At 68.1% G+C, this 25271-nt stretch carries 26 protein-coding genes; 12 read left to right on the top strand and 14 right to left on the bottom strand.

All coding sequences use genetic code 11. The features are described from left to right. Window positions 1–34 precede the first annotated feature (34 nt). Window positions 35–610 (top strand): DUF2231 domain-containing protein, encoded by a 576-nt coding sequence (locus MOM01_RS20485; RefSeq protein ID WP_241387282.1) that lies wholly within the window; start codon window positions 35–37, stop codon window positions 608–610. Window positions 611–621: 11 nt separating this feature from the next. Here MOM01_RS20485 and MOM01_RS20480 read toward each other — a convergent pair whose 3' ends face one another. From MOM01_RS20480 to MOM01_RS20445, 8 genes are all read right to left on the bottom strand, one after another. After that, complete coding sequence (locus MOM01_RS20480; RefSeq protein WP_241387281.1) at window positions 622–1062, bottom strand: RidA family protein; 441 nt, start codon at window positions 1060–1062, stop codon at window positions 622–624. Next, window positions 1055–2650 carry a gamma-glutamyltransferase family protein gene (locus tag MOM01_RS20475; RefSeq protein WP_241387280.1) on the bottom strand — a complete coding sequence of 532 codons (1596 nt, stop codon included), beginning with the start codon at window positions 2648–2650 and terminating at the stop codon, window positions 1055–1057. The genes MOM01_RS20480 and MOM01_RS20475 overlap by 8 nt, the downstream gene beginning before the upstream one ends. Then, entirely contained in the window at window positions 2647–3003 is a 357-nt protein-coding gene (locus tag MOM01_RS20470; RefSeq protein WP_241387279.1) for a Rieske (2Fe-2S) protein, read from the bottom strand. Before MOM01_RS20470 ends, MOM01_RS20475 begins: the two co-directional genes overlap by 4 nt. Before the next feature lie 38 nt (window positions 3004–3041). Beyond that, entirely contained in the window at window positions 3042–4496 is a 1455-nt protein-coding gene (locus MOM01_RS20465; protein WP_241387278.1) for an aldehyde dehydrogenase family protein, read from the bottom strand. Beyond that, window positions 4493–5719: an NAD(P)/FAD-dependent oxidoreductase gene (locus tag MOM01_RS20460; RefSeq protein WP_241387277.1), complete on the bottom strand. Its 1227-nt coding sequence runs from the start codon at window positions 5717–5719 to the stop codon at window positions 4493–4495. Before MOM01_RS20460 ends, MOM01_RS20465 begins: the two co-directional genes overlap by 4 nt. Then, on the bottom strand, window positions 5716–6093 hold the full coding sequence (locus MOM01_RS20455; RefSeq protein ID WP_241387326.1) for a Rieske (2Fe-2S) protein: 378 nt from the start codon (window positions 6091–6093) through the stop codon (window positions 5716–5718). The genes MOM01_RS20460 and MOM01_RS20455 overlap by 4 nt, the downstream gene beginning before the upstream one ends. Window positions 6094–6176: 83 nt before the next feature. Further along, a complete protein-coding gene (locus MOM01_RS20450) occupies window positions 6177–6896 on the bottom strand; it encodes a TenA family transcriptional regulator (protein ID WP_241387276.1) in 720 nt (239 codons plus the stop codon). 38 nt (window positions 6897–6934) lie between these two features. Beyond that, entirely contained in the window at window positions 6935–7384 is a 450-nt protein-coding gene (locus MOM01_RS20445) for a GlcG/HbpS family heme-binding protein (RefSeq protein WP_241387275.1), read from the bottom strand. A gap of 277 nt (window positions 7385–7661) precedes the next feature. Between MOM01_RS20445 and MOM01_RS20440 the strand changes: the two genes are divergently transcribed. Beyond that, the gene (locus tag MOM01_RS20440; protein WP_241387274.1) at window positions 7662–9314 is read left to right on the top strand and encodes a PucR family transcriptional regulator; all 1653 of its coding nucleotides are present in this window, start codon (window positions 7662–7664) and stop codon (window positions 9312–9314) included. Here MOM01_RS20440 and MOM01_RS20435 read toward each other — a convergent pair. Further along, a complete protein-coding gene (locus MOM01_RS20435) occupies window positions 9301–10710 on the bottom strand; it encodes an MFS transporter (protein ID WP_241387273.1) in 1410 nt (469 codons plus the stop codon). The two genes, MOM01_RS20440 and MOM01_RS20435, sit on opposite strands and share 14 nt — an antisense overlap. A 388-nt stretch (window positions 10711–11098) precedes the next feature. Here MOM01_RS20435 and MOM01_RS20430 point away from each other — a divergent pair, with 388 nt between their 5' ends. Beyond that, complete coding sequence (locus tag MOM01_RS20430; RefSeq protein ID WP_241387272.1) at window positions 11099–12691, top strand: hypothetical protein; 1593 nt, start codon at window positions 11099–11101, stop codon at window positions 12689–12691. A gap of 57 nt (window positions 12692–12748) precedes the next feature. Here the strand turns inward: MOM01_RS20430 and MOM01_RS20425 are convergent, their stop codons facing one another. Both MOM01_RS20425 and nhaA read right to left on the bottom strand, forming a co-directional pair. Beyond that, a complete protein-coding gene (locus MOM01_RS20425) occupies window positions 12749–13459 on the bottom strand; it encodes a universal stress protein (protein ID WP_241387271.1) in 711 nt (236 codons plus the stop codon). A 58-nt stretch (window positions 13460–13517) separates the two neighbouring features. After that, window positions 13518–14807, bottom strand: a complete 1290-nt coding sequence (gene nhaA / locus MOM01_RS20420; protein WP_241387270.1) for a Na+/H+ antiporter NhaA — start codon at window positions 14805–14807, stop codon at window positions 13518–13520. A gap of 400 nt (window positions 14808–15207) precedes the next feature. Here nhaA and MOM01_RS20415 point away from each other — a divergent pair, with 400 nt between their 5' ends. Continuing rightward, on the top strand, window positions 15208–15579 hold the full coding sequence (locus MOM01_RS20415; RefSeq protein WP_241387269.1) for a hypothetical protein: 372 nt from the start codon (window positions 15208–15210) through the stop codon (window positions 15577–15579). A gap of 177 nt (window positions 15580–15756) precedes the next feature. Continuing rightward, the gene (locus MOM01_RS20410) at window positions 15757–16647 is read left to right on the top strand and encodes an NAD(P)-dependent oxidoreductase (RefSeq protein ID WP_241387268.1); all 891 of its coding nucleotides are present in this window, start codon (window positions 15757–15759) and stop codon (window positions 16645–16647) included. A gap of 70 nt (window positions 16648–16717) precedes the next feature. Here MOM01_RS20410 and MOM01_RS20405 read toward each other — a convergent pair whose 3' ends face one another. Both MOM01_RS20405 and MOM01_RS20400 read right to left on the bottom strand, forming a co-directional pair. Further along, a complete protein-coding gene (locus MOM01_RS20405; protein WP_241387267.1) occupies window positions 16718–17077 on the bottom strand; it encodes an Ltp family lipoprotein in 360 nt (119 codons plus the stop codon). Window positions 17078–17176: 99 nt separating this feature from the next. After that, the gene (locus tag MOM01_RS20400; RefSeq protein ID WP_241387266.1) at window positions 17177–17359 is read right to left on the bottom strand and encodes a hypothetical protein; all 183 of its coding nucleotides are present in this window, start codon (window positions 17357–17359) and stop codon (window positions 17177–17179) included. A gap of 202 nt (window positions 17360–17561) precedes the next feature. Here MOM01_RS20400 and MOM01_RS20395 point away from each other — a divergent pair, with 202 nt between their 5' ends. The 4 genes from MOM01_RS20395 (at window position 17562) to MOM01_RS20380 (ending at window position 21616) form a co-directional block, all read left to right on the top strand. Beyond that, the gene (locus MOM01_RS20395; protein ID WP_241387265.1) at window positions 17562–18158 is read left to right on the top strand and encodes a hypothetical protein; all 597 of its coding nucleotides are present in this window, start codon (window positions 17562–17564) and stop codon (window positions 18156–18158) included. 146 nt (window positions 18159–18304) lie between these two features. Next, entirely contained in the window at window positions 18305–19000 is a 696-nt protein-coding gene (locus MOM01_RS20390) for a hypothetical protein (protein WP_241387264.1), read from the top strand. Between the two features lie 22 nt (window positions 19001–19022). Next, window positions 19023–20969, top strand: a complete 1947-nt coding sequence (locus tag MOM01_RS20385) for a sensor histidine kinase (protein WP_374112348.1) — start codon at window positions 19023–19025, stop codon at window positions 20967–20969. Continuing rightward, window positions 20966–21616 (top strand): response regulator transcription factor, encoded by a 651-nt coding sequence (locus MOM01_RS20380; protein ID WP_241387263.1) that lies wholly within the window; start codon window positions 20966–20968, stop codon window positions 21614–21616. The genes MOM01_RS20385 and MOM01_RS20380 overlap by 4 nt, the downstream gene beginning before the upstream one ends. Before the next feature lie 8 nt (window positions 21617–21624). On the opposite strand, the gene MOM01_RS20375 is transcribed toward MOM01_RS20380, so the two are convergent. Beyond that, window positions 21625–22341 (bottom strand): GntR family transcriptional regulator, encoded by a 717-nt coding sequence (locus tag MOM01_RS20375; protein WP_241387262.1) that lies wholly within the window; start codon window positions 22339–22341, stop codon window positions 21625–21627. 97 nt (window positions 22342–22438) lie between these two features. Between MOM01_RS20375 and MOM01_RS20370 the strand changes: the two genes are divergently transcribed. Genes MOM01_RS20370 through MOM01_RS20360 form a run of 3 tightly spaced genes read left to right on the top strand, consistent with a single transcriptional unit; the run spans window position 22439 to window position 25271 of the window. Further along, window positions 22439–23569 carry a TIGR03364 family FAD-dependent oxidoreductase gene (locus tag MOM01_RS20370; RefSeq protein ID WP_241387261.1) on the top strand — a complete coding sequence of 377 codons (1131 nt, stop codon included), beginning with the start codon at window positions 22439–22441 and terminating at the stop codon, window positions 23567–23569. Between the two features lie 32 nt (window positions 23570–23601). Next, window positions 23602–24276, top strand: a complete 675-nt coding sequence (locus MOM01_RS20365; RefSeq protein ID WP_241387260.1) for a phosphonatase-like hydrolase — start codon at window positions 23602–23604, stop codon at window positions 24274–24276. 23 nt (window positions 24277–24299) lie between these two features. Further along, window positions 24300–25271, top strand: coding sequence for a phosphate/phosphite/phosphonate ABC transporter substrate-binding protein (locus MOM01_RS20360; RefSeq protein WP_241387259.1), 972 nt, complete (start codon window positions 24300–24302; stop codon window positions 25269–25271).

Raw genomic sequence — 25271 nt, 5'->3', positions numbered from 1 at the left:
ATTCGCACCTGCTGCGGCCGGGTATCGCCTCTGTATGAATCTGCACGAACTTCTGCGCGCCGTCGAATCCTTCGACGCGGTGGATCGACCCGCCGAGCGCGTCGCGCAGCGCATACGACGAGTCCTCGACGGCTCTGCCGTCGATCGCCTGCTCCGCGGTTCCTGGCTCGGGCACCCCGTCCATCCTCTGCTCGTCACCCTCCCGATCGGGTCGTGGGTGTCCGCAGCGGTGCTGGACGCCGTGCCCGGGCAGCGGGAGGCATCCCGGAAACTCGTCGCCCTCGGACTGGCCGCGACCGTTCCGACCGTGGTCACCGGCTGGGCCGACTTCTCCGCCCTCGATGTTCCCCAGCGCCGGGTCGGGGCGGTGCACGCCGTGTCCAACGCGATCGGGGCGGTATGTCTCGCGACCTCGTATCGGGAGCGCCGCGCCCGCCGTGACCGGGCGGGGACGGTGTGGACACTCCTCGGTCTCGGTGCCGTCGGCGTGGGTGGTGCTCTCGGCGGTCACCTCTCCTACGCCCTGGGCGGTGGAGTGTATCGCTGGCAGCGACCCTCCGAGAGCATCGATCTCGCAGCCGAACTCGAGAACGTCGCGTTGCGGAACTGAACCGTTCGCGGTCAGGTGGTGAGGACGGCGGTCAGCGCGATTTCGAGGGGCGCCGCACCGGGCAGGGTGTGGACACCCACAGCGGTGCGAGCGGGCAAGGCGTCCGGCCCGAGTTCGCGCTCGATCACGGCCGACGCGCCGTCCGCGACCACCGACAGGTCGGTGAAGCCGGGTGCGGTGGCGATGTAGACGATCATCTCGACGGGCCGGAAGGTCGTTCCGTCCCGGAGCGTCGAGCGGATCGCCGCCAGCGCGTTGTCCACGGCCAGCGCGGCTGCCGTGCGCGCCTCGTCGACGGTGACCTCGGCGCCGACTCGTCCGGTGAGGATCAGGGTGCCGTCGCGCCGCGGTGTCATCCCTGCCGTGCGGACGGTGTCGCCGGCCAGAACCGCGGGCACGTACCGGCCCTGGGGGCGAGGTGCAATCGTGGGTGCAGCACTGTGATCAGACACCGAGAGCGATTCCTTCCTGTCGCGGGTCGCTGCCTCCGCGCAGCACCCCGTCCTCGTCGAGCGAGATCACCTGAGCGCTCCCGTCGGCGCTCAGCGGTTCGAGTACTTCCACGCGGTGGCCCAGCTCGGTCAGCGCGTGGGGCACACCCTCTGCCACATCCGCTTCGATGCGCAGCACGGTGGGTTCGCCGAGCACGTTCGCATCCGATCCGGGGAAGACGGTGAACCGCGGCGCCGATACCGCCTCCTGAGGGTCTAGACCGTGATCGAGCAGGTGGGACAGCAACTGCATGTTCCACTGCACCTGGCCGTCGCCACCGGGGGTGTTGCCCACATGCCGCAACTCGCCCGCCGCATCGGTGACGATCCACGCGTTGAGGGTGTGCAGGGGTTTCCGGCGCGGCGCTATCTCGTTCGGGTGGCCTTCGATCAGATAGGCACCGCGGCCGAGTCGGTTGTTGAGCACGATTCCCGTGCCCGGGACGGTGAGTTTCGCACCGAAGGTGAACGCCAGCGAATGGATGAACGAGACCGCTCGCCCGTCCGCGTCCACCGCGACGAAGGACGTCGTGTCCCCGCCTGCCACAGCGAACGTCCCCACCGGCGCACGCTCGGTGATCCGGGCGTGCCCGGCGGCGATGTTGGTGTCGTCGAGCACCCGGGTGACGCCGTCGTTGTCCGATGCGCACCAGCGGAGCCTGTCCTCGAAGGCGAGGCCGGCTGCGCGGGCCATCCGGTCGATCGCCGCTGCTCCGAGCACGGGATGCGTCCGGAGCGTTCCGTCGCACAGGGCTGCCTGGTGCAGCACCATCCACCCCGGTGTGGGGAGCGGGGTCTGGTGCACCGTGTGCCCCGAGTACGTGCCGGTCAGTGCGGCTTCCGCCTCCACCGACGCCCCGGCCTGCCATTCGTCACCCGAGAACGGTGCCCCGCCCTCCTGCAGGGCATCCACGCACCGCTCGGCGAGTGTGCCGGTGTAGAAGGCGTGCGGATCGTGGGCCAGAGATCGGATCGTGCGGGCGAGGTCGGGTTGGGCGAGCACTTCGCCGACGCGGGGAAGCCGGCCGCCCGGAGCGAACACCGAGGCCAGCCCGGCGTCGGTGCGGATCGCCTGCAGTGCCGTCTGCACGTCCGTGCGGGTCTTCGCCGAACACGGCAGCCCGCGTTCGGCGATGCGCACGGCGGGTGCCCACAGGTCGGGCAGTGGCCTGCTCGCCCCGTGCCGGTGCAGTTCCGCGAGCGCGGCGGGCGCACCCGGCACGGTCACGGCGAGAGCGCCGTCGAGGGGAATCGCACCCAGTCCCCGGTCACGGTAGAAGCCCGGTGTGCCGCCGTCGGGTCCGTAACCACTGCCGTTGACCGTCCAGACGGACCCGTCCGGCTCGCGCACCACCGCGAACGCATCACCGCCGATCCCGCACTGCCCGGGCAGCGTCAGCCAGGTGATCGCCGCCATCGTCAGGGCCGCGTCCACCGCGTTGCCACCCTCGGCCAGGACGCGCGCCCCGGCCTGGCTCGCGAGCGGATGACTCGACGCGACCATGCCGCCGGTCGCGAGCGTGGCCGGTCGAGTGGTGCGCCGCCTCATGCCGATCGCATCCGGCGCCGGCGCGGGCCCTCCGGAGGCTCGGCCGGATCGATCCCGACGAAGATCTCGCCGTCGCGCTCCTCGCACGGGTACGTCTTGATCGGTTCGGTCGCCGGAGGGCAGATCGGTTCGCCGGTCTCCAGATCGAATGCGCTTCCGTGGCAGGAACATCCGATGCCGTCCTGGACCAGCTTGCCCGACGAGAGCAGGCAGTCCAGATGCGAGCAGTAGTTGGACGTCGCATACGCCTTGCCGTCCAGTCGGGAAATGGCGAACTCGTAGTCGTCCGCATAGAACCGGCGGACGATGCCTTCGGGCACCTGCCCGGATCGGGCCACTCGCTTGAACTCCATGGTCTTTCCTCCAGGCATGTGTGAGGTCTGCTCGACGATCAGGCGTCGGGGGAGAGGTAGACGGTCTTCTCGGATTGGTAGAACTGCATCAGTGTGGGGCCGGCCTGTTCCTTGAACGTCTGGGTGCTCGACTGCTTGTAACCGCCGAACGGTGCGTTCATGGCCATTCCGGTCGTGGGCTGATTGACCTTCACGAGTCCGGTCCGGGATCCGGCGACGAAACGATGTGCGTCGGCGAGGCTTCTCGTGACGACGGAGGCGCTGAGGCCGAAGGCGGTGTCGTTCGCCAGGGCGAGGGCCTCGTCGAAGGAGGCGGCTCGTTGGAAGGCCAGGACCGGGCCGAAGATCTCGTCGGTCAGCAGGCGCATCCCCGGAGCGGTGTCCGCGAACACGGTGGGCCGCACGAAGAATCCGTTGCGCAGTTCCTCGTCGTCGCACCGCACGCCGCCGCACACGAGGCGTGCGCCCTCGTCCGTGCCGATGGCGACGTACTCGAGGAACTTGTCGAGCTGCCCGCGACTCGCGAGCGGCCCCAGATCGACCTTCGCACCCGAACCGGGGCCCACCCGCAGTGCGCGGGTGCGCTCGGCGACCTTCTCGAGCAGCGCATCGTGGATCGCGTCCACGGCGACGACCCGGCTGGTGCCGGTGCAGGCCTGGCCCGACAGTCCGAATGCGCCCTTGACGACGAGCGCGGCCGCGGCGTCGAGGTCCGCGTCGGCGAGGACCACCACCGGGTTCTTCCCACCCATTTCGAGCTGGACGCGCCGGTCGGGGCCGACGCTGCGGTGGATGGCCCGCCCGACCTCGGTCGATCCTGTGAACGTGACCGCCGCGACCCGCTCGTCGGCGGCCACCGCGGCACCGGCCTTGCCGTCGCCGTGGACGAGAGCGACGGCTCCGGGTGGCAGACCGCCGGCCAGCAGCGCTTCGACGAGCCGCTGCCCCATCAGCGGGGTGATCTCGGACGGCTTGAACAGCACGGTGTTGCCGGCGGCCAGCGCGGGCCCGAGCTTGCGGGAGGGAATGTTGAGGGGGAAGTTCCACGGCGTGATCGCCCCGACGACCCCGATCGGTTCGCGCAGGGTGTAGATCGTCGTCGAACCGGGGGAGGGGAAGGTCGCACCGGTGGAGCGCAGCGCTTCACCCGCGTAGAACCGCAGGTTCATGGGCGTGCGGCTCACCTCCATCGACGCTTCGGCCCGGGTCTTGCCTTCCTCGCGGACGAGTTCGTCGACGAGTTCGGCCGAGTGTGCGGCGAGATGCTCGGCCGCCGCTTCGAGAATCGCGGCCCGGCGCTCCGGCGGGGTGGACGCCCAGTCGGGCGCGGCCTTGTCGAGTGCGTCGACGGCGTTGCGGACGTCGAGTGCATCGGAATCCGGGAAGGTGCCGATCAGGTCGGATTCGTCGGCGGGATTGCGCCGTTCGAAGACGGCTCCGGAAGCCGCCGGTACCCAGTCTCCGTCGATGTGGTTCAGACCGATGATCGTCATGCCGGCTCGACCTCCTCGTACATCTCCCACAGATCGGTGTCCTCGTCGGCGAGCAGCGCCGCGTCGACTCTGCGTCCGACGAGTTCGCGCGCCGCCATGATGTCCTCGCCGCGGTCCATCGCGAAGGCGGCGGCCAGTACGTCTCCCGCGAGATAGAAGACGGAGAACTCTCCACTGTCGGTATCGCCGCGGACGACGAGTTCTGTTGTTCCGGAGGCTGATCCGGCGAACTGGATATTGGTGTCGTATTGATCCGACCAGAACCAGTGCGGGTCGTCGGAGAGCGACTGCCGGCCGACGATCGTGTCGGCGACGACGGCCGCCTGCCGGTTCGCATTGTCGAAGTGCTCGACGCGGACGTGCCGGCCTTCCCGCGGGGAGAATCGCTTCGCGACATCACCTGCCGCGTAGATGTTCTCGACCGAGGTACGTCCGGTGGAATCGACCACGACCCCACCGTCGACGGTCAGTCCGCTCGTCGTCGCGATGTCGGTGTTGGGCACGATGCCGATACCGACCACCACGGCGTCGGCGTCGATGATGTCACCACCGGTGGTCGTGATCCGGACGCCGCTCTCGGAGGTGGTCACCGAGGCGACACCGGTGCCGGTGCGCAGGTCCACTCCGTTGCGGCGGTGCAGATCGGCGCAGTAGCGTCCGACCTGCTCGCCGAGGATGCCCCCGAGCAGGTGGCCCGCCTGCTCGACGACCGTCACCGTCACACCGAGTGAGCGTGCGGTGGCGGCGATCTCCAGCCCGATGAAGCCTCCGCCGACGATCGCGAGAGTCGATCCCGGGGTCAGCCGTGCCGCGAGTGCGGTCGCGTCGTCGAGCGTGCGCAGGTAGTGCACGAGATCGGGGCGGGATCCGGTGGTGGGGAGGGTGCGGGGGCGTCCACCCGTCGCGAGGACGATCGCGTCGGCCGCGATCTCGCCACCGTCGAACTCGACGGTGCGGCGCGCGGTGTCGATGCGTTGCACCTGCACACCGGTACGGATGTCGATGTCGTTGGCGTCGAGCCACTTCGGCGTCAGCAGAGCCAGGGATCCGACTCCTTCGCGACCGGCGAGGAACTCCTTGGACAGAGGCGGGCGCTGATAGGGTGCGTACGGCTCGTCGCCGAGCAGGACGATGCGTCCGTCGAAGCCGCGCCGGCGCAGTGTACGTGCGGCGACGGCCGCCACCTGGCCGGCACCGACTGTGACCACGGTGCGAACGGTCATGCCGTGCACTCCTTTCCGGAGGCGGGACGTGGGGTGGGATCGATGTGGACGGTCTCGTCGCGTACCAGGACGGGATAGACCGGCTGGCAGAGGTCCTGGTCCTCTTCGTATCCGGTTTCGAGATCGAAGCGCCACTGGTGGCCGGGGCAGATGACACGTCCGTGCAGGAGCGTGCCTTTCGCGAGGGAACGGTCCTGGTGGATGCACAGGTCGGCGAAGGCGTAGATGCGGTCGTTCGCATGGAACAGTGCGATCGCGAGGCCGTCGACCTCCACGCGGAGCTTGCGGCGGCGGGTCACCTCTTTCACCGTGGCGACGGCGACCCAGGCCGGGGACTCCGTTGCGGCGCCGGTGCCGGTGGTCCCGCTGCCCATGATTTCGGTGGACATGCTTCTCCTTCGCTCGTGTGCGGCGGGGGAGCGGAAATCTCGCTCGATTTCGGCTCCCCCGCAACGGATCAGGCGGACGCCAGCTCCAGATCGGGAGCGACGTAGGTGTCGTACAGGCCCTTGGTGTACGAGTAGCGCATCTCCGCTCCCCAGCGGACGAGCTGCAGGCAGCGCTGCTGCAGTTCGGGAGTGTCCGCGCAGTCCAGGACGATCTGGTAACCGCGTTCACCGTGCACCACATCGGAGGTGATGTGCAGGTCGAAGAACTCGATCTCGTCCTCGGTGAATCCGTACACCTCGCGCAGCGGGACGATCTGCTTCTTGTAGATGCTCGGCACCTGCGATTCGAGGCCCACGACCAGCGCTGCGGTGGCGACGACGAAGTGTTCCCGCTGGGACACCGCGTAGCACCACGCCTGCAGTCCGCGGGTGACGGCATTCATGTTGTTCGGATCCTCGACGCGTTCCTTGGTGGTTCCGCACGCCTCGGCGAACTTGATGAGCAGGTCGGTGTGCCGGATGTCGGCCAGTTCCTCCTCGTACATGTTCTGGAGGGTGAAGTCCTTGGCGTCGGTGTAGTGATCGGGCGTATTGGAATAGATGTTCGCCAGATAGTCGGCGAAGGGCCCGACGTAGTGGTAGTGGTTCTCGGCCCAGCGGGCGAAGTGGTGCTTCTCGAGTTTGCCCTCGGCCCATGCCTTGCTGAAGGATGCGTTCTTCGCCTCGCGTCCCTTGATGGCGTCTTCGAGTGCGGCGCGGAACTCGTCGCGTCCGAGCAGTTCGGTCATGATGATGCCTTTCGATGAGGAGGTTCGTGCGGAACGGATCAGGCGTTGATCGAGGAGGTGAGGGCTTCGAATTCGGCGATCATGGCGGCGCCGACCGCCTTGTCCTGCTCGCCGTTGCCCCCACTGATGCCGACGGCCCCGACGATCTGTCCGTCGTAGACGAGCGGGAAGCCACCGACGAAGATCGCGAACTTGCCGGGGAGCATGTGGCTGATGCCGAATGCCTCGTTGCCGGGCAGTGCCGGCCCGTTCGGGCCCTCGTTGAACAGGTGCGTCGCCCGCTCGTGGCCGGCAGCGGTGAACGCCTTGGCCATGGCGATCTCGACGCCGGTGAGACGCGCGCCGGGAAGCCGGTGCAGAGCAATCACATTCGCGCTCTCGTCGCAGACACACAGGGTCTGCTTGACGCCGATCTCCTCGGCCTTGGCGCGGCCGGCGGCGAGCAGGGGGAGCGCGTCGTCGAGGGTGATGCGGTGGATTCGATGCATTGGTCTCCACTTTCGAGGTCGGATGGGGGACGCTGTCGATTCGCTGCGCCGGGGCCGGAGGAAGTGGTGCGACCGGCGTGGGCTCATTTCTAACAGGGCGGGCGACGGATGGGGACGGTCATGATCACCGTCGTTTCGGACCTCGGATGTACACAGTGCACATGTGCGAGGGACTCATGACTCTGGTAACTGATGTAGAAAGTGCACACCGCCAGGGTGTCGGTGGACCCGTCTCGTGCGGGGCCGCCGCCGACGCTCCCGAGGGAAGCAGGTCCCTATGGAACCGAGTCCACGCCTGACCGTCCGAGGGTTGCTCGACGAACCGCTCATGGCCGGCGCCCGGGTGGTGCGCCGGGAGGTGGAGCTCGACAGAGCACTCACCTGGGTGCTGCCGTTCGGCGAGGTCATCGGCCGATTCGACGATCTGACGGCCGTTGCCGTCTACATACGGCCGGAATCGCTCGCCGAGGGCGCGCACGCCCTGCCGTCGCTCGCCGCCCGCGACGCAGCAGCACTGCTCGTGGACGGCGCGGTACCCGCCGGAATGGCGTGGCCCCCGGGGCTCGTCGTGATCGAACTCGACCTGCCCGTCGGATTCGCGGCACTGAACCGCCTGCTCGCCGAACGGTCGCTGATGCAGGAAGTCCACGTCATGCGCTATTCCGCGCACGTGCACTCGACGCTCGCCGGTCTGCTGCACCGCGGTGCGGGACTGACCCTGCTGGTCAAGGAGGTCGCCGCCCTCGCCCAGCATCCCGCGGTGGCGCTCGACGCGCGCGGTCACGCCGTGGCCTTCCACGGAGTGAATGCGGTCCAGGCGGAAGAGATCTCGGAGGTGCTGCACAAGCAGTTGTCGACCGCGACCGCCGCCGATCGTCACGCCCACCACGACACCCGCGTGGTACAGGAGATCGTGGGCGGCACGCACTGGACATGCACGGCGAGCATCATCCGGCTCGGCAAACGATTCGAGGGCTGGGTCGTGGTACTCGCCTCGGGAGCGTGTCCGGGCCCGCACGAACTGGCGCAGCACGCGGTCGTCACCGACCAGGCCACAGCGATCATCGGTTCGGAGATGCTGCGGCAACGCAGCGTCGACGAGGCCGAGGAACGGGCTCGTGGCGATTTCGTCCAGGCACTGGTGCACGGGAGCTTCACGAGTGCGCACGACATGCAGGCTCGTGCCGAGTACCACGACATCGACCTCACGTCGACATTCGCGGTGTTCGTGGCCCCCGGTTACGGCGAGAATCCCGTGCGCTCCGGTGGTGAGGAGGCGGGCGGCCTGTTGCGGCTGGCCCGATACGCGGCCAGCGTCCTGCCCCATCCGTCGGTACGTTCGTATGTCACCGTGATCGGTGACGTCCTGGTGGTGGTGCGTTCGCTCCGGTACCGCGACCCGCGCGACATCGAGCTCGAGATCAGCGAGTATGCGGATGCGGTCTCGCAGGATCTGTCCCGCCGGCGGGTACGCCCGGTGCCTGTGGCACACGGTGCTCCCGCCGTCGGAGCAGACCAGATCCGGGAGAGTTACCGCCAGGCCCGCGTGGCGCTCGGGATCGGGCAGCGGCTCGGGATGTCGGGATCGGTGGCCTACCGGGATCTGCGGGGTTACGGGGTGCTCGAGCTGGTCGCCGACACCGACCGCAGCCGCCGGTTCGTCGGGGATGTGCTCGGAGCGCTCAAGCCCGGGACCGATCTGTACGACACGCTGCTGGCGTATCTCTCCGCCGGCGGAAACGTCAATGCGGCGGCGCGGGAGTTGTCGGTGCACCGCAACACGATGCTGTCGAAGATCGACCGGATCTCCCGTGCGATGGCGATGGATGTCCGACTGCCCGAGAACCAGTTCACCGCGTGGCTCGCCATCAGGCTCGAACTTCTCGATCGCCTGCGCACCTCGGTGGAGAACGAGATCAACTATCGCTGAGGGCGGTCGAGCGGGACTCCGATCCGGTGTGCTCCTCCGGATCCGAACCGAGGAACGACGCGGCCAGACCCGCGCCCACGACCACGGCACACACCACGAAGAGCGGCCCGACGGTCCACGTCCCGAATGCCACCGTCACCCACGCCGCCCCGACGGCGGAGCCGCCGAAACGGACGAGATTGAACATCCCCAGCCCCGTCCCGCGTTCGCCCGCGGGAGAACGCGTCGATCCTGCGGCAGCGGGTGTCTGTACCGCGGCGATACCGGCGCCGGTCACGGCCAGGATCGCCGCGACCAGCCACAGTCGCGGCCGGTCCGCAGCGAGCACGACGGCGAGCGCGATCTGACCGAACAGCAGGATCACCAGACCTGCGCGCAGCATCCGCCGCCCGCCCACGCGATCGACGGTGCGGCCGACGAGCGGCGCGAGGGCGGCCATGACCGCGGGAAGAGCGAACAGGATCGCACCGGCCGTGGCGGTGGTCGCGCCCGTGGAGTGCAGGCGCAGTGGGACGGCCAGCAAGGCCGCACCCAGGCAGAACATCTGGGCGAACGCGGCGACCGCACTTCGTGCGAATCGGCTCTCGACCAGCAGTCGTACTTCGACGAACGGCTCGGTCGCACGACGGCAGTGCACGACGAACCCGACGAGGACGGCCACCGACACCGCCAGCACGATGCCCGCGGCGGACGGGGGAACGCCTGCCTGCCCGAACATGCTCAATCCCAGTACGATCCCGGCGGAACCGGCGGTGAGCGTGACCGCACCCGGCACGTCGAGGTTCATCGGCCGCCCGGGAAAGACCGGGATCCAGCGCAGGGTCCCGGCGAGGCCGACGAGAGCGATCGGAATCATCGGGACGAAGACCCACCGCCAGCCCCATTGTCCCGCAACGAAACCGCCCAGCGTCGGGCCGATCGCCTGGCCGAGTCCGTTCACGGTGGCCCACGCGCCCACCGCGCGTGCGCGCCGGCGGGCACCGAACAGCCAGGCGATCAATCCCATGACGGCCGGCGCGAAGGCCGCGGCGGCGAGCCCTCCGAGTGCCCTCCAGGCCACGAGGATCTCGAGGGTCGGTGCCGTCGCAGCCCCGGCCGCGCAGATCGCGGTGCCGAGCAGGGCTCCGCAGTAGACACGGCGCCGACCGTAACGATCACCGATGTACCCCGCGAGGGGCATCGACGCGGCGAACGTCAGAAGGAAACCCACGGCGAGCAGCGCGCCGTCTTCCAGGCTCGCATCGAAATGGGAAAGTATTTGCGGTAGAGGAACATTGAGAATGTTGTTGCTCAGCGTCCCGACCAGGGTCCCGGCGAGCAGGGCCGACAGCGCCAGAGGAGTGCCCGTGTCGGTCTCGGCGACGGGCGCTGCCGGAACATCGGTGCGAGTGGTCATCGAACTCCCCGGAACCTCGGAATCTGGCGGCACGGTTCGTGCCGTCGACCCACTGTCGCACTGCGACACCGCCGGATGCATCGCCGTCCCGCGGACAACATGCACACCGATCACGTGCGATCCGGTGCAGGGTGCACATTCACCGATCGTCCGGGGCCGGCGCCGGGCGCGCGACACATGTTCGTAGCAATTTGTCACATCCGATCGAGCTGACGACACGAAATCGCAAAAGAAGAACACAGTGCACAGCTAGCGTGACGGTCACTGTGCACGGTTCTCGTTGACCGGGCACGACGCGATACGGAAAGTTCCTCCACTACATCGAGTTCCGAAAGTCACCGTCTGCGAAACAGCCCGACTCGTTCCACCTCCTGTCGAAGGAAGCGCCTTGGACGTACAACTCACCGCCGCGCACTGGGTCTATCTGGCCGGCATCCTCGTCATCCTGGTCACCATGGCCCTGCGCAAGAACATCGTCGTTCCGGCAGTCGTCGCCACGTTCCTGACCGCCCTGACGTTCTCGGGCAGCATCGTCACGGGACTGTCCTCCATCTTCAACGCGAGCCTCGTCGCGGCGAAGGAACTGTTCAACATCTTCCTCATCATCGCGATGGTCACGGCCATGCTCGGCGCGCTGCGCCAACTCGGCGCCGACCGGATGATGGTCGCCCCCTTCCGGCGCGTCATGCGCGCGGGCACCAGCAGCTTCCTCGTCCTCGCCGCCGTCACCTACGTGATCTCGCTGTTCTTCTGGCCCACCCCGGCCGTGCCCCTCGTCGGCGCGGTGCTCATCCCCGTCGCGATCCGTGCCGGCATGTCCCCGCTGTCGGTGGGCATGGTCATCGCGATCTGCGGTCAGGGTATGGCGCTGTCGTCGGACTACATCATCAAGGTCGCCCCGGGCATCTCGGCGGCAGCGGCAGGCGTCGAAGCGGATGCCGTGGCCGACAAGGCTCTGGTCCTCTCGCTGATCGTCGGCGGCACGGCTTTGGTGATCACCTATCTGGTGCAGAAACGACATTGGCGGACGCCGTCCCCCGATCTGCTCGTCGAATGGGAGGCGGAGGCCGACCGCGGAATCGGCGACGCCCGTGGCGGCGGCGCTCCGTCGGGCGGTGGTGACAGCGGTTCCCGCACTCCGCGTCCGGAACCGGCCGGTGGCCCTCTCGGGGGTGGCGAACAGACGGCTGCAGCCACAGCGGTGCTCGTCGCTCCGTCGGATCCTGTCGCCGACCCCTCCGATCGTCACGATGCCGAGGCGGAGAAGGAGCGCCGCGGTACCGCGAAAGCATTCGCGATGCTCGTGCCGCTGGCCTATCTCGCCTTCATCGTCTACCTGATGCTGGGTAAGTTCACCGAGGTCGTGCCCCCTCTACAGGGCGGGGAAGCCGCCGCGATCGTCGGCGGGATCGCGGCCCTCATCCTGTTCGCCGCGGCCGCCTCGACCGACCGGGCGAGTTTCCTCGAGACCACTTCCGACCATCTCGTCGACGGCCTGGTCTTCGCGTTCAAGGCGATGGGCTGCGTGCTGCCGATCGCCGGCTTCTTCTTCATCGGCAACCCGGATTTCGCGGGTCCGATCCTCGGCCTGTCCGCCGATGCCGCGGGGCCGGCGATCCTGTTCGATCTCGTGACCTCGGTTCAGGCGCACCTGCCACAGAACGCCTTCGTCACCTCGTTCGGGATTCTGCTCATCGGCGTGGTCGCCGGGCTCGACGGCTCCGGCTTCAGTGGCCTCCCGCTCACCGGTGCGCTCTCGGGGGCACTCGGCCCCGCCGTCGACGTCGATCCGTCGACTCTCGCGGCGATCGGCCAGATGGGCAACATCTGGTCGGGTGGTGGCGTCATCATCGCCTGGTCCTCGCTGGTCGCCGTGGCCGGCTTCGCCCGGGTGCCCGTGCTGGATCTCGCCCGGAAGTGCTTCCTGCCGGTGATGGCCGGACTGGTCCTCTCCACCGTCTTCGCGGTACTCGTGTTCTGATGACGGACAGCTCCCGAATCCGGGCCGGCACAACACTCGATCGAGACCACCGACGGGTCAGCTCGGCCGGTCGCCACCGCTGTCGGCGGGAGCGTCTGCGGGTACTCGCGCCGCCACCGCGGGGGACGGCGAGAGGGGCGGATTCGAGGTGGTCGTGGGATCGACGACGAGAACGGGGACGGGACAGTGGGCGGTGAGATGTTCGGCGACGTTGCCGAGCATGCGGGTGGACATGCCGCGCCCCCGCTTGCCCACCACCAGGGTGTCGGCGCCGTGCTCCTGAGCGAACCATCGCAGACACGGCCCGGGCGGTCCGGCGAGCACGGCGTAACCGACCGCGACGTCCCCCACGGTGGCCGCGGCGTCGGCCAGTTTCCGTTTCACCTGGTCGAGTACGGCCGAGTCCGGATCGGTTCCGTCGTCGTAGGAGACCACGGCCACGAGCTCGATCACGGCTCCGGCAGATCCGAACAGGTGGAGCGCCGACTTCAGGGCATGGCGGGCTTCCGTCGAGCCGTCGTAACCGACCATCACACGAAGGCTGCCGGCATCGGAGGCATCGGCTCCCCATCGGGCGACCGGCACCGTTTCCACCGGGCGGGGTGTGCGTTCGATGCGTTCGAAGGCGATGGGCACGAACAACGGCCCGAGAATCACCGCGATGAGGGTCCAGCGGGGGTCGTGTCCGCGCCGGGCCATCCACAGACCGGTGACCAGTCCGGACAGCACCCACACGGCGACGAAGACGGCAAAGACGGTCCAGTTCACATTCTTCTCCTCGGAGGCGGCCCCGTACGGGAACGTTCGGAGACGGACGGGTCGGTCATCACTGCTGATAGACGTCGGGGATCCCGTCGCCGTCCTCGTCTCTCTGCTCGGCGGCGGTGATCGCGCGGTAGGTGCGGTTGCGGGCGACGAGCACGATCGCGGCGAGCACGGCACTGAGCAACGACCCGCACAGCACCGCGACCTTCACGTGGTCGGCGGCCTCCGTCCCCGGCCCGTAGGCGAGATCGCCGATGAGCAGCGACACCGTGAAGCCGATTCCCCCGAGCAGGGAGACTCCGAGCACGTCGACCCACCGCAGTTCGTCGTCCAGCCGGGCGCGGGTGAACCGCGCCACCAGATAGCTGACTCCGAAGATGCCGGTGACCTTGCCGAGCACGAGACCTGCGATCACCCCGATGGAGATGGGGTCGGTGAGTGCGTTGCTCAGGCCGGTGATCCCGCCGACGGTGACACCGGCCGCGAAGAACGCGAACACCGGCACCGCGAAGCCCGCGGACAACGGCCGGACCCGGTGTTCGATGTGCTCGGCGACCGGGATCGAGGTGTTGCCGACCCGACGGGCGACGGGTACGGCGAAACCGAGCAGCACCCCGGCGATGGTGGCGTGCACACCCGACTCGTGTACCAGCCACCAGGTGAGGACGGCCAGGGGAATCAGCAGCCACCATCGACCTGCCCCGCGTTGCAACGCGATGCCGAAGGCCAGCAGCGGAAGTAGCGCCGCACCCAGATACAGCAGGTTCAGTTCGTCGGTGTAGAAGACGGCGATCACGGTCACCGCGAGCAGATCGTCGACGACCGCCAGGGTGAGGAGGAAGGTGCGCAGGGCCGACGGAAGGTGGCTGCCGATCACGGCGAGGATCGCCACCGCGAATGCGATATCGGTGGCGGTGGGCACCGCCCAGCCGTTCAGCGCCTCCGCGCCGCCGCGAAGATTGACGGCCACGAAGATCACGGCCGGAACCACCATTCCGCCGAGTGCCGCGGTCACCGGCATCGCGGCGCGCCGCAGATCCCGGAGACTGCCTTCGACGAACTCGCGTTTGAGTTCGACGCCGACGACGAAGAAGAACACCGCCAGCAGCCCGTCGGCTGCCCACGCGCCGAGCGTCAGATCCAGGTGCAGGGCAGACGGGCCGACAGTGGTGTCCCGCAACGCGTGGTAGGACTCGGACCAGGCGGTGTTGGCCCAGATCAAGGCCGCGAGCGCGCCGATCAGCAGCAGCACGCCACCGACGGTTTCCTTGCGGAGAATCTCCGCGACGCGGCGGGATTCCTCCCACGATCCGCGGGACAGGAACGGGCGGCCGGAGAAGATACTCGACATCACATGTCCTCGAAATCGTGACCGGCGGCCGGTCGCCCGGGTCGCTGAACGGACGTCGCCCGTGGGAACCTCGTGCGCCCGACGAGGGCGATGATCACTCGGCGAAGTTCGAGCGGAAGCGTCGCGTTCACTGCGTCGGCGGTGCGTCGTGGTGTCCGGGACGGGTGAAGACAAGACAGATCGGCACACTCACGATGGTCCTCCGGGTCGACTACGACATCACGTACTTCGCCGACCAGACTTCCCGGCACACCGAATGCGACCCTATCGCATCGTCGCGTCCGTTCCCGGAGAACACCCGGCCGCTGTGCACCTCACTCCGCGCAGGAAGGACATACGAGGACGTGGGAGCCCGCCCGGGAGATGGTGTGAACGACACCTCGGTGGGTAGCCGAGGTATATGAGTGTCGACACGACCGACCATGTCGTCGACGGTGCTGCCACGGCGCGAGCCCACGGTGTCTTCAATGTCGTCGGGGGATTGTGGCCGCTGGTGCATCGCCGTAGTTTCGAGGCGATCTTCGGACGCAAACAGGACCGCTGGCTGCAGTACACCGTTGCGGGACTGCTCACCGGCAACGGTGTGGTGCAGTTGCTCGCGGCCGACACCGCCGAGGGCCGGCGGCATGCCCGTCGTGTCGGCGTGGTGACTGCGACGACTCTGCTCGCCATCGATCTGATCTACGTCCCCTCCGGCCGCATTCCCAAGACCTACCTGCTCGACGCGGCGATGGAAGCCGGTTGGCTGGCTGCGTGGGCGCGCTTCCGGTAGGGCCGAGGGCTCGAGCTCTGCGAACGATCGTCTGTCATCGACCCTCGTCCGAACGTCTCGGGCCCGGGGCCCGGCGCGCTATCTCGAGAGACAGCCGGCGGGTATTCCGTTCGACAGTGGCAGTGACGGGACCGGCCACCAACACGACCGAACTCACCGTCTCCGAAGGAGATGCACATGTCCACTCGCTCTCCGGTTTCCGTGCTCGGTTTGGGGCCGATGGGCCAGGCAATGGCTCGGACCCTGCTGCACGCCGGGCACCCGGTCACAGTCTGGAACCGCACTCCCCGTCGCGCCGAAGGCGTTGTGGCGGCCGGGGCACGCCGTGCAGCGACGCCGTCCGAGGCTCTGGCGGCCGGTGACCCGACCATCCTCAGCCTGACCGACTACCGGGCGATGCGGGACGTTCTCGGTGGCACGACAGCGTCTCTGCCCGGCCGCACCCTGGTCAATCTGAGCTCCGACACTCCGGACCGCACCCGCGACGCCGCGGCATGGGCCGCTGTGCACGGGGCGGCGTTCCTCGCCGGTGGTGTCATGGTGCCGGCACCGCTGGTCGGCACCGAGGCCGCGTATGTGTACTACAGCGGCCCCGAGGACGTGATGGAGCGGCACAGCGGGACACTCGCGGCGATCGGGACGCCGCGCTACCTCGGAGAGGATCCCGGACTGGCCCAACTGATGTACCTGGCCAACCTCGACGTGTTCCTCACTGCCTTGTCTTCACTGGCGCATGCTGTTGCACTGCTGCAGTCGGCAGGGCTGAACGCGAGTGATGCCCTCCCGGAGCTGATGCCGACCCTGGCCGGCATACCGGCCATGCTGGCGACGGGTGAGAGCCCGGCTGCGCAGATCGACGCCGGCGAACACCCGGGGGATCTCAGCACCGTGACCATGATGGGCGCGACTGCCGACCACATCGTCGAGGCGAGCGAGAAGGCCGGCGTCGATCTCGCCCTGCCCCGCGCGGTCCAGCGCCATTACCTCCGAGCGATCGGGGACGGTCACGGGGGTGACAACTGGACTCGGATCATCGACGGCATCCGTACCCCCTACGAGGGCGCGTGAGCACGTTCATCGGCGCACGATCAGTACAGGACCGGCGATCTCGGGATGCATCCGGGCAAGTGCGGACGGGTCAGTACGCTGCGTTGGCTCCGTATTCGGCCTGAGGGCGGATGAAGCCGTCGAATTCCAGCTGTTCGACCAGCCCCGACAGGGAGAACGACATCATCTCGACGTACTGCTCGGCGCTTCGCGCAGCCTGAATGTTCCAGTCCACGTTCAGCCGGTCCACCGCATACGTCGCATCGTCGGTGGAGAAACCGTCGAATTCGAGTTGATCGATCAGCCCGCTGCGGGAGAAGGCGATCATGTCGATGTACTGCTGGGCGGAGCGGGCGGCGTTGCGTTGACCGGAGGTGCTCTGCGGCTGGGCCGGAGCGGGGGCGACCGCGGGAGCGAGGGTAGCGGCGGCCGGTGCCGGTGACGGCGACAAGGACGCGAATGCTCATGCCGGAATGATCCGGCTTGCCCTACTTTTCGTTACCGGAACAAGAGATCGGATCCGCAGGGCTGCCCGCCCGAGGTCAGCGCACTACAGTTCGAACAGTGAGAATTGCGCTGCGTGCGCGTCGGTTTCGAGGTCCTGTCGGTAGCGGTCGGCCATCGCGCGGGCGACGGTCTCGTCGCAGCCGAGTTCACGGCCGATATCGCTCCACGTGTGGCCATCGTGATGCATCCGCCACGCCGTGTGATGCAACTGTTCGTCGAATTCCATGTGTTGTTCCCTTCGTGCGCGAAGCCGATCGGGGACCACTGTCGGGATGAGAACGTTGCAGGGCACGTTAACCCCGTGCGGGGGAGTGACGGTGGAGGCGCGCCGATCCGCGAGTGGGAACTATCGGCACCCTCCGGGAGCGACTTCGTGGGCATCTCGTCATCACACGGTGCCGTCCGTCGCGGCTCACTATCATTTCCCCATGGCGATTCAGCGGTTGCACGCACTCGGACTCGCCTTGGGGCCGGTGCTCTTCGCGCTCTCGCCGATCTTCTGGACCGACGGCCACTACGGCATTGCCGGTGGCATCCTGATCGCTGTATCGATGGTTCCCTGGGTCTACGGTCTGATCGGGGAGTACGAGAGACTACGCAGGCCGCTACCCGTCGTCGCCGGGTTGTGGCTGCTTCTCCTGCTGGTCGGAATGTTCGGGAGTATCGCTTTCGGACTGCAAGGATTCTTCGAGGGTGTCTTCGGTGTCACGCACCGCGCCGCCTTGAATGCCTTCGAGGACTATCCGCCCATCAGCGTCGTCCTGCTGGTAGCGGGACCGATCTTCCCGCTCGCCATCGGAGTTCTCGGAATCCTGTACTGGTTCACGGATTCGGCACCACGATGGGCGTCGATACTGCTGTGCATCGCCGCTGTGGCGTTTCCTCTGGCGCGAGTTGTGCGTCTCGAATGGGTCGCGATCGTCGCCGATGTGATCATGGTCGTCGCATTCTGGTATCTGGCCTGGATCCGCTGGCGGCGGGCCGGCCGGATGTTCGACGAGATACGAGTCGCATCGCACGAGTGAAACCGGTGCCGAGTTCGTCTGCGCGAGGGTGGACGACCTCCGGGGGTGCCCGGCGATTCGGGACACCGGTCCCTTCCGGCCGGGACACCGGGCACCGGATCGTTCCCTTCACGGCGCACGGGCGCCGGTCGACCGAAGGGACCGCGATGAACACACTCGGCACAGAGACCGAACCGCTCACGACACTCACCTCGGACCACGCCGGGCCCGGCTCGATCTGGGCATGGGCAGGAGCCGCGGCCGGGCTGACCGGCATCGTCGGCATCCAGGCGAGCATGGCGATGGGGGCGGCGTACAACGAGCAGACCGCCGGCGACGCGGTGGCGATCATGACCGAATTCGCCGGGCAACGCACCGCCATGCTGGTGATGCATCTGACGCTGATGGTCTCCACCGCACTTCTTCTCGTATTCGCAGCCGGTCTGCAGCGACGCCTGCGGGCGGGCGTGCCGGAATACGGCCTCACGCCCACGGTCGCGGCTTTCGGGCTCGTGCTGACCTCGGTCGCGACTCTCATGGGGACCGGGCTCGACACCGAATTGCTCTTCGGACTCGGGAACACCGACCGGATGGTTCCGGAGGTGGCGGTGTTCGCCTCGCACTGGATGGGCACCATCCCGTGGCTGTGGGTCGGCGCGGGAGTGAGCGGTGTCGCGGTCGCGGTGGCGGCACTGCGGCACCGTGCGGCGCCTCGATGGATGGGTTGGGCCGGTGTCGTTCTCGGAGGAGCGACACTGCTTCTGGGTGTTTCCCCGCTGCAGTACATGGCCGGTTTCACCGGTCCCGTCTGGGTGCTGGTGACGGGCCTGGGATTTGCTCTCGCGGATCGGCGATCTCGTTAGATCCGCGACGGACAGTCCGGCGGTGCATACTCACCGCATCAGGGACACCGACGCGACGAACGGGACGGCGGGTACCGGAGCTCCGGTACCCGCCGCCGTGGTGGCCGTGACGTCCTGGTTCCTTGCCGTCACGGCCGTCGTCGTGTTTCTCGCGGCCCGCCCCGAGCTCGATTCCGATCAGTTGTTCTTTCTCGTGGATGTGGTCGGTGCCGCCGTCTACGGGACGGTCGCCGGTGTGATCCTCGCGCGCAGTGTGCAGGCCGTTCCGATCCTGCTCGCCGTCGCATCGATCGGTGTGGGTCTTGCCGCTCTCTCGTACAGCTGGACCCGGCTCGCCGCAATGCGACCCGACCTGCCCGTCGGAATCCTCGGACCACTGCAGAACACCGCCTGGATCCCGGGAACTCTCGCGTTGTTCCTCGTGGTGCCGTGGCTCGTGCGGGACCGTGCGAGCGACACGGTCGTTCGTGCGGGTGTCGTCGCCGGAACCGTCGCGACCGCGTGGTTCTTCTGGGCACGCACGTTCACCGACATCGCCGATGTGTGGTTCGTCGGTCCCGTGGTGGCTGTCGGTTTCGCCACGGCCGCCCGCGTGGCGTGGCACCGCCGTCGCGGGCCGGTGGATGAACGGTCCGGGACGGGATGGCTCGCACTCGGTGGCGCGCTGATGACGGCGTCGTACATCCCGCTGGCGGTACCGGATGTGCCGTGGATGCTCACGCCCCTGCTCCACCTCGTGACGCAGGCGTTCTACCCGGTCGCCATCCTCGCAGTCGTACTGCGGCAACGGCTGTGGGGCATCGACCTCGCGGTCGGCCGCGCGGCACTCGCCGGCAGCCTCACCGCCGTGCTCGTCACCTGCTATCTCGCGGTGACGGTGGTGATCTCACTGGTCCTGCCCAACGAATCCGTCTTCGCGCAGGCGGTTGCCGCCACCGCTGTCGCCCTGGCCGTGCAACCGGCGCGTGTGTGGCTCGGCCGGCGGGTGCACCGCCTCGTCTACGGCGACGGTGTCGATCCGGTACGCGCGGTGCGGATCCTCGGTCGGCACTTCGCCGGTGCCGATTCGCCCGACCTGTTGTTGGGTGAACTCGCGGCCGGTATCGGTACCGCCCTGCGCCTCGAATCGGTGGAAGTGCGCCGCGGAGACGAGGTGCTCGCACGGTGGGGGGTCGCTTCGGGGCCCGTCGACGTGGTGCCGGTCGGTTCCGGTCCGGCCACCCTCGTCGTCTCGGCGCCCCCGGGCGAAACCCTCGGCGCACGCAGCCGACGGGCGCTCATCGAACTCGCGACGGTCGTGGAGGCGGGTCTCGTGGTGCTGCGGTCCGCCGAAGAGCTCGAGGAGGCCCGGCGCCGGCTCACCGAGGTCCGGCTCGAGGAACGTCGCACCGTCCGCCGCGAACTGCACGACGGGCTCGGCCCGTCACTCGCAGGGGTGCGGCTCGGTCTGCAGGGCGCACGCAATCTCGTCACGACGGATCCGGATGCCGCGGCGGAGCTGGTCGACGAGCTGCTCCGCGAACTCGACCGGCAGGTGGACGGTGTTCGTGAGCTGTCGCGCAGCCTCCTGCCACCGGTACTCGACGAACTCGGCCTCACCGCCGCGCTCGACGAACTCGTGATCACGCATGCCCGAGCCGGATTCCGGGTCGATCTGCAGGCGGACCTTCCCGCCGGGATGTCCGGACCGGTCGCGTGGGCCGCCTACGGCATCGCGTCCGAAGCGGTCATCAACGCGCGGCGGCATTCCGGTGCCGCCGAGTGCACGGTGCGGGTCGCGGCGGACGACGGCGTGCTCGCTCTCGAGATCGCCGACGACGGAACGGGGCTCGCCGCCGAAGCGCGTGTCGGCGTGGGCACGCAGAGCATGCGCGAACGAGCCCGGGAGGTCGGCGGAACCGTCGGTATCGAATCCGGCGACCCGCACGGAGTCGTGGTACGCGCGCGACTACCCTGGCACGAATCATGATCGACAACAGGGGGATACGCGTTGCGGTCGTCGATGACCATCCCGTCTTCCGGCTCGGTATGACGGCGTTGCTCGGCACCCTCGACGGGATCGAGGTGGTGTGTCAGGCCAGTTCGGCACGCGAGGCGCTCGAGGTCGTGACCGCGGACGTCGATGTGGTGCTCATGGACATCGAACTCGGTGACGGTTCGGGGATCGACGCCACTCGCACTATCGTCCGGCAGTCGCCGGGCACACGGATCCTCATGGTCACGATGCACGAGGACGAGGACATCCTGGTCGCGTCCATCCGTGCCGGCGCATCCGGTTATCTCGTCAAGGGGGCGGATCCGTCGGGGGTCGAACGTGCGATCCGGGCGGTCGCGGACGGGGAGATGATCGTCGGCGCCGCTGTGGCGGCGAAAGCGCTTGCGGCGGTGGCTGCGTCTCGTAACACGTCTGCGGCATTCCCGGATCTGACCGACCGTGAACGGGAAATTCTGGACCTCGTGGCGCGCGGACTCGACAACTCCGCGATCTCCCGCAGACTGGTACTCAGCCAGAAGACGGTACGGAACTACGTGTCGAACATTCTGGGCAAGATCGGTGCGTCCGACCGGGCGACGGCGATCGTGCGGGCGCGGGATGCGGGACTGGGAATCGACTGAGATGCCGTTCAGGCCGTCACCGTCGTGACGAACGACATCCGGTCGCCCCGATAGAGCGAGCGGCGGTGTTCGATCGGGACGTCGTTCTCGTCGTAGGAGATCCGGTCGAGCAACAGCATGGGAGTGCGGGTGTCGGCATCGAGCAGCGCCGCTTCGCGTGCGTCGGGGAGCGTGGTCTCGATTCTCTCGACGGCGCGCGCGAAGGTGATCCCGCGGTCGCGGATCGCAGCGTAGAGCGAGGACGCCGGGTCCAATGTCCGGCGGAGATCCGGGAAGCGCCGGGCGGGAAGCCGGGTGCGTTCGAGCCCGACGCGTACCTCGTCGGTGAGCAGGATTCGTTCGAGTTCGAGGACAGGATCTCCGGTTTCGAGCCCGAGGTGGGCGGCGAGTTCGTCGTCGGCGACGAGTTCGGTCCACGCGACGAGCACTCGCCCCGCGCTCCGCCCTTCGAGGAGTGCGGCTTCGGTGTAGGAGCCGATGACGAGTGGCTGGACGATCTTGGGACCGGCGACGACGGTGCTGCGTCCGCGGCGTTCGATCCGGCCGTCGACGAGCAGTTCCCGTAGTGCCTGCCGCACGGTTTCGCGGGCCACGTCGAATCGGGTGGCGAGCTCACGTTCGGACGGCACGTGATCTCCCACGGTGAGCTGATCGAGGAGGCACTCGACCTGGCGACGCACGACCTGGTGCTTGAGGGTCCGCGCTTCACGAACGACGGTGGACACTCCTACAGCGTAACCGAATTCCGGTCTATACCAACTGTTCACCGTCTGTTTGCCGAGACGCTCACTGCTGGTCTAGACCATGAGTCAGCGTGGGGGCATGCGAATCCTGATCATCGGTGGTGGCATCCTCGGCACAGCTCACGCCGACGCTGCCGTCCGTCGCGGACACGACGTCCTGCATCTCGAGCGCGAACCCGAGGCGCGTGGCGCGACCGTGCGCAATTTCGGGCTCGTGTGGGTGTCCGGCCGCACACGAGGCGAACTCGACGCCACCCTCCGGTCCCGCGAGTTGTGGGAGGACCTCGGCGCCCGGGTTCCCGGCGTCGGCTTCCGGGCGAACGGCTCGCTGACCCTCCTGCGCACCGATGCCGAGATCGCCGTCGCCGAGGACGCGGTCGCCCGCGACGATGCCGAACGGCGAGGTTTCACCCTGCTCGGCGCAGACGACGCACGTCGCCTCAACCCGGCACTGCGTGGAAAGTTCCTCGCCGCACTGCACTGCAGCACCGATGCCACCGTCGAATCCCGCATCGCACTCCCGGCGATCCGGCAACATCTCACCACTTCCGGTCGCTATCGGTTCCTTCCCTCCACCGAGGCCCGGGATGTCACCCGCACCCCGCACGGGACCGTCCGCGTGCGCGACGATCACGGCGCCGTGCACGAGGTCGATCTCGTCCTCGTCTGCCCCGGTGCGACACTCGGCGGCCTGGCCCGCGACCTCGCCGGAGATCTACCCCTGCGCCGGGTCCGGCTGCAGATGATGCAGACCGCGCCGCTCGGTGAACCGCTCACCACCTCGATCGCCGACGGCGACAGCCTGCGCTACTACCCGGGATTCGCCGGTACCGCCCTCGACGGGCTCATCGCGAGCGAAGAACAGCGGCCGGTCGCGGCGCGGCACCGGATGCAGTTGCTGTGCGTCCAGCGGCTGCACGGCGGCCTGACCATCGGCGACACCCACGCCTACGACGAGCCGTTCGACTTCGACGTCGACGAGGAACCCTACGACCATCTCACTGCCGTCACGGAAGAACTCCTCGGTCGCCGTCTGCCGCCCGTCGTCCGGCGCTGGGCAGGGGTCTACAGCCAGTGCGTCGACCCGACGGCGCTCGTGCACCGCGCGAAGGCCGACGAGGACGTGTGGGTGATCGCGGGTCCGGGCGGCCGCGGCATGACGCTCGGACCCTGTCTCGGCGAAGAGACCGCCGAACTTCTCGGACTCTGAACAACTTCCACGAACCCATCGGAGCATCGATCATGACCACCATCCGACTCGCCGTGCTCGACATGGCAGGTACCACCGTCGCGGACGACGGTCTCGTCGTCCGCGCTTTCGACGAGGCGGCCACGGCCGTGGGACTCCCCGGGAGCGGACCCGAACGAGACGACGCACGCCGATACGTACTCGACACCATGGGGCAGTCGAAGATCGTCGTCTTCCGCGCACTGTTCGGCAGCGACGAACGTGCCAGGGTCGCCAACGAGGCGTTCGAACGCGCCTACGAGCGCTTCGTCGACGCCGGAGACGTCACCGCGATTCCGGGTGCGGAGAAAGCGATCACACTCCTGCGCGAGGCGAACATCGCGGTCGCGCTGACGACCGGGTTCAGCCGGTCCACCCAGGACCGGCTTCTCGCTGCTCTGGGATGGACCGACCTCGCGGACCTCGCGCTGACGCCCGCCGACGCCGGTCGTGGCCGGCCGTATCCGGACATGATCCTCACCGCACTGCTTCGCACCGGAACGGACGACGTGCGTGAGGTCGCGGTGGTGGGCGACACCGCGGGCGATGTGCTCTCGGGCCGTCGGGCCGGCGCATCGGTCGTCGCCGGAACGCTCACCGGAGCGCACGACGAGGCGACGCTCCGCGACGCGGGCGCAACCCACATCCTGGGCTCGATCGCCGACCTGCCGGCACTGATCCTCACCTGACTCCCGACACGAAGGACACCCCCATGCGTTCCCTGTCGTATCGCCGCACTGTCGTCTCGGCCGGTCTCGCCGCCGGCCTCACACTCGCTCTGACCGCCTGCGGAGGGAGTTCGGAGAGCGAAACCCTCACCGATCGAGGTTTTCCCGAAACCCTCACGCTCGGTGCGATTCCCGCCGAGAACTCCTCCGACCTGAAATCCAGCTACGAGCCGTTGCTGAAGATGCTCGAGGACGAGACCGGCTCCACCGTCGAGTTCGTCCAGGCGTCCGACTACGCGGGTGTGGTCGAAGGCATGATCGCCGACAACGTCGATCTCGCCTTCTTCGGACCGTTCGCGTATGTCGTCGCGCAGATCAACGGTGCCGACACCACCCCGCTCGGGGCCGTCGTGCAGGATCCGGGCACCGAGCCCGGTTACCGCTCCTACGGTCTGACACGGTCCGGCAACTCCGAGATCGGCAGCATCGAGGATTTCGCCGGTAAGGACGTGTGTTTCGTCGATCCCGGTTCGACGTCCGGATTCCTGTACCCCTCGGCGGGTCTCATCGAGGCCGGGGTCGTCGACTCCGGTACCGAGCAGGATCTCGTGGCCGGTCTGACCCCCGTCTACGCGGGCGGCCACGACGCGTCCGCGCTGGCGATCGCGGCGGGGGACTGCGACGCCGGATTCGCCTTCGACAGCATGGTCGACAAGACCATGATCGAGAGTGGTGACCTCGAGGAAGGCGAGCTGAAGAAGGTCTGGGAATCCGAGACGATCGCCGGATCACTGTTCGTCGCCGACAACTCGCTCGGCAACGAGGTCGTCGAGAAGCTCGGCACCATCCTGACGGAGAAGGGCAACGCCGACTACCTGCGTGCGCACGGCTACTGCGACGGCGAATGCCGGATCACCGACGAGCGTGCCTGGGGTGTCGTGCCCGCGAGCGATGCCGACTACGACGGTGTCCGTCACGTCTGCGAGGTCACCGGATCCGAGAAGTGCAAGGGCTGA

Source organism: Rhodococcus sp. CH91 (assembly GCF_022554085.1).
GTDB lineage: Bacteria > Actinomycetota > Actinomycetes > Mycobacteriales > Mycobacteriaceae > Rhodococcus.
Note: the sequence above shows the minus strand (reverse complement) of the source record. Positions and strands in the feature narration are given on the sequence as shown.